This window comes from Parafannyhessea sp., from assembly GCF_051876455.1.
Lineage (GTDB): Bacteria > Actinomycetota > Coriobacteriia > Coriobacteriales > Atopobiaceae > Parafannyhessea.
This window is the reverse complement of sequence record NZ_JBJEHW010000138.1, coordinates 1-11,723: the sequence shown is the minus strand read 5'-3', so window position 1 is coordinate 11,723 and position 11,723 is coordinate 1. Positions and strand designations below refer to the sequence as shown.

Annotated in this window: 8 protein-coding genes; 6 read left to right on the top strand and 2 right to left on the bottom strand. The window is 68.7% G+C overall.

The window, feature by feature from the left end:
- The coding region (locus ACI38Z_RS06225) for an HAD family hydrolase (protein ID WP_439789331.1) at positions 1-215 on the top strand (215 nt) is incomplete at its 5' end.
- Between the two features lie 43 nt (positions 216-258).
- On the opposite strand, the gene ACI38Z_RS06220 is transcribed toward ACI38Z_RS06225, so the two are convergent.
- Positions 259-843 carry a uracil-DNA glycosylase family protein gene (locus tag ACI38Z_RS06220; protein ID WP_439789330.1) on the bottom strand — a complete coding sequence of 195 codons (585 nt, stop codon included), beginning with the start codon at positions 841-843 and terminating at the stop codon, positions 259-261.
- A gap of 296 nt (positions 844-1,139) precedes the next feature.
- On the opposite strand from ACI38Z_RS06220, the gene ACI38Z_RS06215 reads away from it, so the two are divergent.
- Positions 1,140-2,270 (top strand): DUF389 domain-containing protein, encoded by a 1,131-nt coding sequence (locus tag ACI38Z_RS06215; RefSeq protein ID WP_439789329.1) that lies wholly within the window; start codon positions 1,140-1,142, stop codon positions 2,268-2,270.
- Positions 2,271-2,314: 44 nt separating this feature from the next.
- Here ACI38Z_RS06215 and ACI38Z_RS06210 read toward each other — a convergent pair whose 3' ends face one another.
- Entirely contained in the window at positions 2,315-3,205 is an 891-nt protein-coding gene (locus ACI38Z_RS06210) for a LysR family transcriptional regulator (protein WP_439789328.1), read from the bottom strand.
- A 128-nt stretch (positions 3,206-3,333) separates the two neighbouring features.
- Between ACI38Z_RS06210 and ACI38Z_RS06205 the strand changes: the two genes are divergently transcribed.
- The 4 genes from ACI38Z_RS06205 to ACI38Z_RS06190 form a co-directional block, all read left to right on the top strand.
- Entirely contained in the window at positions 3,334-4,329 is a 996-nt protein-coding gene (locus ACI38Z_RS06205; protein ID WP_439789327.1) for a DMT family transporter, read from the top strand.
- A 325-nt stretch (positions 4,330-4,654) separates the two neighbouring features.
- Positions 4,655-6,769, top strand: a complete 2,115-nt coding sequence (locus ACI38Z_RS06200) for a GmrSD restriction endonuclease domain-containing protein (RefSeq protein WP_439789326.1) — start codon at positions 4,655-4,657, stop codon at positions 6,767-6,769.
- A gap of 240 nt (positions 6,770-7,009) precedes the next feature.
- Positions 7,010-8,539, top strand: a complete 1,530-nt coding sequence (purF, locus tag ACI38Z_RS06195) for an amidophosphoribosyltransferase (RefSeq protein ID WP_439789332.1) — start codon at positions 7,010-7,012, stop codon at positions 8,537-8,539.
- Positions 8,540-8,766: 227 nt separating this feature from the next.
- Positions 8,767-11,723: glutamate synthase central domain-containing protein (locus tag ACI38Z_RS06190; protein WP_439789325.1), on the top strand; the 2,957-nt coding region annotated here is incomplete at its 3' end.

Below are 11,723 nucleotides of genomic sequence, written 5' to 3'. Positions count from 1 at the left end.
CACTGGGCGACATGGGAGCGAGTGCGGGGGAGTCGCTCTTTGTGGGGGACTCGTACCAGATAGACGTGGTCGGCGCGCACGCGGCCGGCATGCGCGTGGCATGGCTCGACCGCAGGCGCAACGGCATACCCGAGGGTGTGACCGAGCCGCGGGCGGACTGGACCGTCCACACGGACGGGGAGCTCGCCTCGCTCATGGCGCGGCTGCTGGGTTAGGTGCGCCGACCGCGGCGTCGCGCGCGCGGTCGACGGGCTGCGGCTAGGACAGGGCCTCGCTCACGTGGCGCTGGAGGTCGGGGATGACGTCCTTCTCGAACCAGGGGTTCCTCTTCATCCAGATCTGGTTCCTGGGCGAGGGGTGCACCAGGGGGAAGTACTCCGGCAGGTAATCCCGGTAGTTGCGGACGACGTCCGTGAGCTTGTCCTTGCTCTTGAGCCCCAGGTAGCGCCTGGTGGCGTACGAGCCGATCAGCACGGTGAGGCGCACGTTGGGCATGAGCGCCAGCAGCTGCGGGTGCCACTTCTGCGCGAAGCCCTTGCGCGGAGGCAGGTCGCCGCCCTTGCCGTGGCCGGGAAAGTAGAAGTCCATGGGCATGATGGACACGAGGTTGGGGTCGTAGAACGTGTCGCGGTCCATGCCGAGCCACTCGCGCAGGCGGTCGCCGCTCTTGTCGTTCCAGGGAATGCGCGTGTCCTGCGCAACCTGCCCGGGCGCCTGCCCGATGATCACGATGCGCGCGCCGGCGGCCGCGGTGTAGAGCGGGTCGATGCCCGCCTGCGTGTAGGACGCGTTCTGCTCGTCCGCCTTGATTGCCTCGAATATCTGGTCAAAGTCCATGCCCATGCCTGCCTTCCAGCTGACTTGCGGCGTGGCCCCCGGTCCCTTCCGCGGTTGCGGCGCCGGTGGCAACCGCCCTCTCCCGCACGCGGGGGCCCACGTCACCTTGGACTCTAGTACTCCGCCTGCCGGCGATGCGTTGCCGCCGCAACATTTACGCCTGCCGAGAAGGGCCAAAGATCGCGCACGCTGGCACCTTGGCGCGCGGGCGCGTGTATGGGAGCGCGCCATCTGGATAGAATCCCCTTGTGACGCGTGCTCCCGCGCGGTGCGGCGGCGCGCAGCGCGTGGAGGGGACCGGTATGGCAGAGGCGGCAGAGGCGGCAGAGGGAAAGCGAAAGCCCGGCGGCCGCGGCAGGCGCGGGCGTGGCGGCAACCCCGTGTCCCGCGCGCTCTCGAGCGTGTTCAACGTGCGCAGCGGGCGCGCGAGCTACGCGGAGATCCGCCGGCGCTTTGTGGGCGGCTCCAAGCTCAACGGCACGCACCTCTGCATCCTGATCGTGGCGATGCTCATCGCGTCCATCGGCCTCAACACCAACTCGACGGAGTGCGTGGTGGGCGCCATGCTCATCTGCCCGCTCATGGGCTCCGTGCTCGCGATCTCCTACTCCGTGGCGACGGCGGACCTCAGGCTCCTTCGCGACGCCGTGGTAGGTCTTCTGGTCCAGATCGCGATCTGCCTGGCCACGTCCACGCTCTACTTTGTGCTTTCGCCCATCGCGACGGAGACGAGCGAGCTCGTCAGCAACTCCACGCCCACGGTGTGGGACATCCTGGTGGCGGCGGCCGGCGGCTTTGCGGGCGGCCTGGGCAACTCGCGCCGGCAGGAGCCCGCGACCCTGATCGCGGGCGTGGCCGTGGCGACGGCGCTCATGCCGCCGCTGTGCGCCGCGGGCTGCGGCATCGCCACGCGCGACCCGGCGCGCTTTGCGAGCGCGTTCTACGAGTTCTGGCTCAACGTGGTGTTCATTGCGCTCGCGGCCGAGATCGTGCTGCTGATCCTGCGCGTGCCGCTGCACCGCGAGGTGGGCCCGGACGGCGTGGTGACCCTCGAGGAGGAGGCCGCCGAGAAGCGCCTCTCGCGCAACATGAAGCGGTTCATCGCGGTGGCGACCGTCATCTTCATGATCCCGTGCGTGATCGCGACGGCCGGCATGGTGCGCGCGTCCGCATCCGGCACGAGCGCGAGCACGGACCGCTACGAGGTGTCGCTCACGACCCGCGAGCTCGACGCGGTGTGCCCGGGCTTCGAGGAGTACCGCGTGGGCACGGAGTACGTGGGTACGTCCTCGGCCGACGGACCGGCCACGCGCGTGGTGGCCACGGTCAAGACACGCCGTCCGCTCACGAGGGACCAGCGGTCCAGCGTGCGCGCGCTCATCGCGGTGCACGTGAAGGGGCTCGACGACGTGCGCTTTGTGACGGCGTCGTGACGGGCCGCGCGGGACGTTGCGGGGCGGACTGACCGGGCTGACCGCTAGCGCAGCAGGTCCGCGTTGTTGCGGTCCTTGAGGAAGCGCACGAACGTGGACGCCACGGCCGTGAGGCCCTCGGGCTCGAGCGTCGCGATGCCGATGGTGCGGTAGCTTGCGGGAGAGAGGGGCCTGACGTCGACGTCGAAGGCCGAGTTCCTGAGGATGAGCCGCGGCATGACCGAGACGCCAAAGCCGTGCTCCACCATGGCCATGGCCGAGAAGTCGTCGTTGAGGGCGTAGCGCACCTTGAGCTGCCCGCGCGCGTCCGCGAGCGCGGCGCGGATGTCCTGCTCGGAGCCGCGGAGCGGCATGACGAGGTCCTCCCGAGCGACCTCCTGCACCGTGACCTCGTCCTTCTCGGCCAGCGGATGGCCCTTGGGGAGCACGACCATCATCTGGTCCCGCTTGAGCGGGCTGAAGGTGAGGCCGTCGCCGCTCGCGATCGAGGTCAGGAAGCCGCAGTCCACCTGGCCGCGCGCGATGCGCTGGGCGATCTCGTCGTAGCCGCCGGCGAAGATCTGGAACGTGACCTGCGGGTAGAGCTTCTGGAACCGCGAGATCATGCTGGGGAGCCACTGCGTGGAGACCGAGGTGAACGTGCCCACGCGCAAAGTTCCCGCGACGACGTGGTTGACCTCCTGGATGGCCTGCTCGAGCGCGCGCTTCTGGTTGACGAGGGTCTGGATGCGCGGCAACAGGAGCTGGCCGTTCTGCGTGAGCGTGACGCCCGTCTTGCCGCGCGAGAGGAGCGGCGTGCCGCACTCCTGCTCGAGCGAGCGGACGGCGTGGCTCACGCCCGACTGCGTGTAGCTGAGCTCCTCCGCGGCTCGGGTGATGTTGCCGAGCTCTGCGACCTTGAGGAATATCTCGTAGCGATCCACGCCTGCAGCCATGGCGGCCTCCCAATCGTGACATTACAAAACGTACTTGATATGAGTATAAAGATGAAGTTAACAAATGCCTCGGCAGCCGTTACAACAGATGAGGAAAAGTTAACGCGGTGGCATAAATGGGAGCGCGGATGCAGGGCATGCAGGCAGAGGCGGGCAAGGCGGGCTGGTCGCAGCGGCAGGCGGACCTCATGATCGCGCTGATCGCGGTCGCGTGGGGAAGCTCGTACCTGATGATGCAGGTGGGGCTCTCGGCCATCCCGCCGTTTGGCATGGTCGCGCTGCGCTTTGGCATCGCCTTCGTGGCCGTGGCGCTCATCTTCCGCAGGAGGCTCGCGGGACTCACGCGAGACATCGTGTGGCGCGGCGCCGTGCTCGGGTTCCTGCTGTGCGTGTTCTTCGGGCTGCTGATGTACGGCCTCAAGACGACGCCCGCATCCACGGCCGGCTTCCTGACCAGCGCGAAGGTCGTGATCGTGCCCGTGATCGTGTCCGTGTGGACGCGCCGCGCGCCCAGCAGGGCCACGCTTCTGGGAATCGTCGTCTGCACCGTTGGCCTCGCCCTTCTCACCCTGAACGGGCCCATGTCGATGGGGGCCGGCGCCGCGCTCTGCCTGGCGGGCTCTGCGGTGTATGCGCTGCAGATAGTGATGACGGACAGGTTCTCGCGCCGCGAGGACGCGCTGCTCTTGGGCATCTGCCAGCTTGGCTTCGCGGCCGTCTTCGGCGCGGCGTTCAACCTGGCCTTCGAGGGGCCGGCGCTGCCGCAGACCCCGGCCGAGTGGGGGGCCGTGCTCGGGCTCGCCCTCGTGTGCAGCGCGTTTGGCTTCGCGATGCAGCCCGTGGCGCAGAGCCGCACGACGGCCACGCACGCGAGCCTGCTCTTCTCGCTCGAGAGCGTGTCGTCCGCGGTGCTGTCCTTCGTGTTCCTGGGCGAGGTCATGGCGCCGCAGTGCTACCTGGGCTGCCTGCTGGTCCTGGCGTCCGTGCTGCTGGCGTCGCTGGCAGACGGCAAGCCCGTCGAGGCAAAGGCGACGGGTGCCACGGCGTACTCCGCCGGCAGCCACATGGGCCTGGGGCACAGCCTCGCGGCCACGCGCGCCAGGGCCAAGCGGATGCTCGACTAGGGTTTGGGCAAGAATTTTCGGCTCGCTTGCAATCCAGAGGGGTTTGAGGGTGTTTTTTCCTCAACCCGAAGGCGGACTTGAGACCTCGAGGCGTCGATTTCAGCTTGAAAACCGCACACAACCCGTCGTTTATGGCTGCGACTGGGCTCGTGAGCGGTTTTGGCGTTAGGCTAGATGGGTTTCGCCTCATGAAAAACACCCTCAAACCCCCTTCCGTTACACGAACGGCGAAAAAAGTTCACCCGGCTCCCGTGCGCCTATAATTCGCGTTGGCGTCGCGGCGGTTCGCGGCGCGGCAGGCACGCACACGTGATGGGAGTTTGGCATGGATGCAGGCGTCCGCAGGGTCATGGGTCTCATAAGCGAGATCAACGTTCGCTTCGTGGTCCCGGTCTACCAGCGGCCCTACTCCTGGGGAGATGAGCAGTGCCTGCAGCTGTGGGACGACATCCTGCAGTGCGGCCGCTCCCGCGAGGAGACGCACTTCACGGGCTCGATCGTGACCATGCAGGACGGCTCGACCTCGCCGGCCGGCGTCGCCGCGCTCGCGCTGATCGACGGCCAGCAACGCATCACCACGATCACGCTGCTGCTCGTGGCGCTCGCGCGCTACGCGTCGGCGCACCCGGACGAGCGGCTCCCGTACTCGCGCGACGAGGTCATGCTCGGTGGCTACCTCACGAACCCGTTCCGTTCGGGGGAGGACCACTACAAGCTCACGCTCTCCAAGGGCGACCGCGCCACGTTCCGCTCGATCGTGGACAACCTCGAGGACCCGTCGCGCCCCGTTGACCCCTCGTCCAAGCGGATCATGCACAACCTCGCGCTCTTCGAGCAGCACCTCGAGGCCCTGTCCGACGTCGGCAGCGTGTGGGTGGGCCTGCGCCGTCTCGAGGTGGTATCTGTCGAGCTCACACAGGGACGCGACCGCGCGCAGCTCATCTTCGAATCCATGAACTCCACGGGCAAGGACCTCGGCGCCGCGGACCTCATCAGGAACTTCGTGCTCATGAAGTACCCCCTCGACCGCCAGACGGAGGCGTACCGCACGTACTGGAAGCCGCTTGAGGACGCCCTTCTCCCCCTGGGGGAGGACGACGCGCTCGACGACTTCGTGCGCTGCTTCATGCAGATGACGTACGCGCCGGAGCCGCTCGGCCCGGCCGACCTGTACCAGACGTTCAAGCGCTACGTTGCGGAGGGCGGCTTCGACCGCAACGACCGCATGGGCTTCCTGTGCCTGCGCCTGAAGGACTTCGCGCAGTACTACGTCGCGACGGTCACGGGCGAGCTCGCGCAGTCGCCCGTGGAGTCCGCGCCCGACGACCCGGCGCTCCGCACGATCGACGGGCACCTCGCGGGCATCGCGGAGCTGGGCGTCCCGCAGGCGCGCCCGCTCGAGCTCGAGCTCCTGCGCAGCTGCCACCGCCGCGAGTGCACGCTCGCGCAGCTCGCCACGATGCTCGGCGTGCTCGAGTCCTACCTGCTGCGCCGCGCCGTGTGCGACTGCGAGGGCAGCGCCCAGACGCAGTTCCTCCTGCGGCTCGTGGCAAAGCTCCAGGCCGTGCGCAACGCGGGCGAGAAGTACTATGATGCCTACCTCGCGCTCTTCCTGGTGGAGGAGGGCACGCCGCGTCGCCTCCCCACGGACGACGAGTTCGCCCGCGCGCTCCGGAGTCGCGACTGCTTTGGCTTCTCGCGCTCGTTCTACCTGCTCTCGCGCCTGAACGGCCACCGCGTCGCGACCGCCCCCGCGTCCGCCGCGCCGGGCGAGAAGGGCGCAGTCCCCACCCGCGAGGGCTGGTCCGTCGAGCACGTCATGCCCGTGGGCGCGCTCGAGGACGACGCGTGGCGCAATGCGCTCGGCCCCAACCCCGAGCTCGCCTTCGAGCGGCTCGAGAACACGCTCGGCAACCTCGTGCTCACGCCCTACGCCTACGACCTGCAGGACTGCAGCTTTAGCCAGAAGCTCGACCGCCTGCGCAAGGACGCGGACGGCGCGCCTGAGCGCATCGCGCTCTCCTCGGACGTGCTCGACCAGCCAACCTGGGGCCCGAGCCAGATCGAGGCACGCGGCGCCCGCCTCGCGCGGGAGGCCCTCGCCATCTGGCCCATGCCTACGGTGGACGCGGAAACGCTCGAGTCGTTCCGTCCCACGACCCGCGCGGCGAGCATCAAGCAGACCAGCTGGCAGGACCTCTTCGACGCCGGCGTGGTGCAGATGGACGACGCGCTCGTGAGCGCGAGTCCCATGTACCCGGGCCGCGCCACGGTCACGTCCACGGGCAAGATCATGCTCGCCAACGGCCAGATGTTCACGGACCCCACCGCCGCCTACGAGCGCTTCCTCCAGACCATCGGCGCCCACGCCACCGGCCTCAACGGCTGGACGCACTGGCGCCTGGGCGAGGGCGGCCCGCTCCTGGACGACCTCCGCTAGAGGCCGCCCGCCGGCAGAGGCGGCACGTCCCTCTCGCCCGCGCGTCCGCCGCGACGCCCATACGGCTTTTTTGTTACCTGCACGTTCACGTTGGCGGGTCGCGTCCGTCATACGTTAAGCTGTCAGGTGGAACATGACAGTCTTTCAGGTTGCGCGCTCGCGCGACGTGGCTCATGGCGCGGCGGGCATCCTCCTCCTGACGAGAAGCGCATGGGCATCATGCAGAAGGGGAGCTTTCACATGGGTTACGACGAGCGCTTTGGCCAGCGGCCGTGCGTGGGGGAGGACGACTCGCTCCACGACGAGTGCGGCGTGTTTGGCGTGTGGGCCCCCAACAGGGACGTGGCCAGGATCACGTACTTTGGCCTGCATGCGCTGCAGCACCGCGGGCAGGAGTCGGCGGGCATCGCCGTCGGCAACGGCGAGACGGTGCGCGTGCGCAAGGACCGCGGCCTCGTGAGCCAGGTCTTCACGGACGCCGACCTCTCGGCCATGGCGGGCAAGTGCGCCATCGGCCACGTGCGCTACGGCACGGCGGGGGGACGCGGCTTCGACGCGGCGCAGCCGCACTTCTCGCTTATAGACGACGTCACGATCGCGCTCGCGCACAACGGCACGCTCGTCAACACGGACGGCGTCCGCAGCGAGCTCGAGGAGCTGGGCGTGCCGTTCCGCTCCAACACGGACTCCGAGGTCGCGTGCGAGCTCATCGGCTACTTCACCAAGAAGTCCGGCCACCTGCGCGTGGGCATCCGCCACGCCATGCAGATGGTCCGCGGCGGCTACGCCATGGTGCTGCTGCGCGAGAACGCCCTGTACGCGTTCCGCGACCCCAACGGCATCCGCCCGCTCGTCATCGGCGCGCTGGGCACGGACGGCTGGGTCGTCGCGAGCGAGACCTGCGCCCTCGACATCGTGGGCGCCACGTACGTGCGCGACGTCCGCCCCGGCGAAATCGTGCGCATATCCGACGGCGGCATCCTCTCCGAGCAGGGCATCGCGCCGCAGCCCGAGGCCCAGTGCATCTTCGAGGACGTGTACTTCTCGCGCCCCGACACCGTGATCCGCGGGCGCTCCATCTACTCCATGCGCTACGAGATGGGCCGCCAGCTCGCGCGCGAGGCACCGGTCGACGCGGACCTCGTGATCGGCGTGCCAGACTCCGGCATGCCGCCCGCGGAGGGCTACGCCGCGCAGACCGGCATCCCGTTTGGCGAGGGCCTCATCAAGAACCGCTACGTCGCGCGCACGTTCATCCAGCCTACGCAGGAGATGCGCGAGATGGGCGTCCGCATGAAGCTCAACGCGCTGTCCGACAACGTGGCCGGCCGCCGCATCGTGATGGTGGACGACTCCATCGTGCGCGGCACCACGTCCAAGCAGATCGTGCGCATGCTCAAGGAGGCCGGCGCCACCGAGGTCCACGTGCGCATCAACTGCCCCGAGGTCAAGTGGCCGTGCTTCTATGGCATCGACACCGACGTGCAGAAGCAGCTCATCAGCGCCAACAAGTCCGCCGACGAGGTCTGCGAGTACATCGGCGCGGACAGCCTCGCCTTCCTCTCGCTCGAGGGGCTGCGCCGCTGCGTGCCCGAGTGCGGCTACTGCGACGCCTGCTACACGGGCCGCTATCCCGTCACGATCCCCGAGCGCTTCTCGGAGGGCAAGTTCCTGGACGGCTTCGCCCCGGAGTTCCCCTACGACGACGGCGCGCCCGCGGGCGAGAAGAACGGCATCGCGGACATGGAGCTCGACACGCCCGTGGACTGACGCCAAGGCGCCTCGCTCAACGGCCGAGGGCACGAGCTCTTCTCGTCCGTAACATCGTGACAAATCACACAGCCATTCTACGTGCGCTTGTTTCGATTGCGCTACGTCTGGGAAACCCAACGGTATCCAGCCCGTGAGGATTTGCGCACGGGAGCCAATCACGGGCGTTTCGGTCATAAAATCCTCTCGGTATGTTGCCACCTGAGGCAAAGGCGAGAGGAGACCCGATGGCAGGTCAGGATTCCCAGAGGGAGTTCCAGGCGGCGCGAGAGCGGCGCTTCAACGGAGAGGGGCACGCCCCGCAGGGGCTGTACAGCCCCGAGTACGAGCACGACGCGTGCGGCATCGGCGCGCTGGCGAGCCTTCGCGGCGAGCGCTCGCACGCGATGCTGGACGACGCGCTTGCGGTATTGATGAACCTCGAGCACCGCGGAGGCAAGGGGCTCGAGAAGAACACGGGCGACGGTGCCGGCGTCCTGCTGCAGGTCCCGCACAGGCTGTTCCGCCGCGAGGCGCAGCGCGAGGGCCACATCCTTCCCGAGGAGGGGGAGTACGGCGTCGCCATGCTGTTCTTCCCGCAGGACCCCGAGGGCTACCGCGACGCCCGTCGCGTCTTCGAGGACGGTTGTGCCAAGGAGGGTGTGCCCCTGCTGTTCTGGCGCGAGGTTCCCGTCGACCCGCATGACCTGGGCGACACGGCCAACCGCTGCCGCCCGCACATCGTGCAGGCCTTCCTGGGCAGGCCCGAGTCCACGCCCGCCGGCGAGGAGTTCGAGCGTCGCCTCTACGTGACGCGCCGCGTGATCGAGAAGCTGGCCGAGCGCGAGCCGGCGCTCTCCGGCAAGACGTTCTACGTGTGCTCCATGAGCGCCCGCACCATCGTCTACAAGGGCATGCTCGTCGCGACGCAGCTGCGCTCGTTCTACCGCGACCTCGGCGACGCCTACGCCGAGACCGCCATCGCGCTCGTGCACTCGCGCTACTCCACCAACACGACGCCGAGCTGGGAGCGCGCGCACCCCAACCGCTACATCATCCACAACGGCGAGATCAACACGCTGCGCGGCAACGTCATCGGCGTCCGCGCGCGCGAGCCGGAGCTCTACTCCCCGGTCATGGGCGCCGAGCTCAAGAAGGTCATGCCCGTCATCAGGAGCGCCGGCTCCGACTCGGCCGTCCTCGACAACGTTCTCGAGTTCCTCGTGATGAACGGCAGGTCGCTCCCGCGCGCCGTGTCGCTGCTCCTGCCCGAGCCGTGGGACAAGAACCCCCAGCTCTCCGAGGAGCGCCGCGCGTTCGGCGCCTACCAGTCCATGCTGTCCGAGGCCTGGGACGGCCCCGCGGCCATCGCGTACACGGACGGCCACTACATGGGCGCCGCGCTCGACCGCAACGGCCTGCGCCCGGCCCGCTACTACGTCACCCGAGACGACCGCCTGATCCTCTCGTCCGAGGCGGGCGCCTGCAACGTCGAGCCCGAGGACATCGTCCAGAGCGGCTCGCTCGGCCCCGGCCAGATGCTCCTCGTCGACCCCGACAAGGGCCGCGTCATCTGGGACGACGAGCTCAAGGACAAGCTCGCGCGCGAGAAGCCCTATCGCGACTGGGTCGCGCAGGAGACGCTGGGCGTGAGCGACCTCGCGCCCGCGACCGAGGGCGACGCCGAGGGCGAGGCCGCCGACGCGGAGGCCCCGCTGTCGCTCAGGCTCGCGCGCCACGGCTACCACTTCGACGACGTCGAGGAGGCCATCACCCCGATGGCCACCACGGGCAAGAAGCCCGGCGCCTCCATGGGCGCGGACATGCCGCTCGCGGTGCTCTCCAGGCGCTCCCGCTCGTTCTTCGACTACTTCAACGAGCTCTTCGCGCAGGTGACCAACCCGCCCATCGACGCGCTGCGCGAGGACTTCGTGACGTCCTCGATCCTGTACCTGGGCAACCACGGCAACCTGCTGGAGGACCAGCGCAGCAGCTGCCGCCTCATCAGGCTCGAGACCCCGATCCTCACGCGCGACGACTTCGACCGCATCCTGCACGTGGACATGGTGGGCTTCTCCACCCGCCGCTTCACGGCGAGCTTCGGCCGCAACGCCGGCCCGCACGCCCTGTCCAAGACGCTCGACAGCCTCAACGCCGAGGTCGAGAAGGCCGTCCGCGAGGGCGTGAACATCATCGTGCTGTCCGACCGCGTGGGCGAGGGCCAGGTGCCCGTGCCGTCGCTCCTCTCGCTCGGCTCCGTGTCCCACCACCTCATCGAGTGCGGCCTTCGCATGAGGGCCGACATCGTGGTCGAGACCGGCGACGCCATGACCCCGCACGACTACGCGTGCCTGGTGGGCTACGGCGCCTCGGCCATCTATCCCTACCTCGCGCACCAGCTCATCCGCCAGCTCGCGGACGACGGCCACATCAAGGTGGACGGCGAGAAGGGCGTGGCTAACTACAACAAGGCCCTCACGGCGGGCATCGTCTCCATCATGTCCAAGATGGGCATCTCGACGATGCAGGGCTACCACTCCGCGCAGATCTTCGAGGTCGTGGGCCTTGCCAAGGACGTCGTGGACCGCTGCTTCACCGGCACGCCCAGCCCCGTCGCAGGCCTCGACATGGACGACGTCCAGCGCGAGTGCGAGGGCCGCTACGACGAGGGCGAGGCCCAGCGCAGGAGCCCGGCTCCCGACCAGCTGGCGAGCTCCGGCATCACGAAGTGGCGCCCGCTCGGCGGCGAGCAGCACATGCTGACCCCCGAGGTCATCTACCTGCTGCAGCGCGCCGTGCGCGAGGGCAGCTACGACACGTTCAAGCGCTACAGCGCCGCGCTGCACAGGCCCGGCCGCTCCATCGTTCTGTCCGACCTTCTCTCCCTCGTGCCCCTGCCGACGGGTCCCGTGCCCCTGGACGAGGTCGAGTCCGTCGACAGCATCGTCAAGCGCTTCGAGGCCGCTGCCATGAGCTTTGGCGCCATCAGCGAGGAGGCGCACGAGACCATTGCCATCGCGATGAACCGCCTGGGCTCCAGGTCCAACACCGGCGAGGGCGGCGAGAACCCCATCCGCGAGACGACGCTGTCCAACGGCGACTCCAGGAACTCCGCCATCAAGCAGGTGGCCTCCGCGCGCTTTGGCGTGACGAGCCGCTACCTGCGCAGCGCCAAGGAGATCCAGATCAAGATGGCCCAGGGCGC

Bases quoted from the DNA above. Each gene is read 5' to 3' on its own strand.
- ACI38Z_RS06210 (WP_439789328.1), bottom strand. From the start codon at position 3,205: ATGGCTGCAGGCGTGGATCGCTACGAGATATTCCTCAAGGTCGCAGAG.
- ACI38Z_RS06220 (WP_439789330.1), bottom strand. From the start codon at position 843: ATGGGCATGGACTTTGACCAGATATTCGAGGCAATCAAGGCGGACGAG.
- purF (WP_439789332.1), top strand. From the start codon at position 7,010: ATGGGTTACGACGAGCGCTTTGGCCAGCGGCCGTGCGTGGGGGAGGAC.
- ACI38Z_RS06205 (WP_439789327.1), top strand. From the start codon at position 3,334: ATGCAGGGCATGCAGGCAGAGGCGGGCAAGGCGGGCTGGTCGCAGCGG.
- ACI38Z_RS06215 (WP_439789329.1), top strand. From the start codon at position 1,140: ATGGCAGAGGCGGCAGAGGCGGCAGAGGGAAAGCGAAAGCCCGGCGGC.
- ACI38Z_RS06200 (WP_439789326.1), top strand. From the start codon at position 4,655: ATGGATGCAGGCGTCCGCAGGGTCATGGGTCTCATAAGCGAGATCAAC.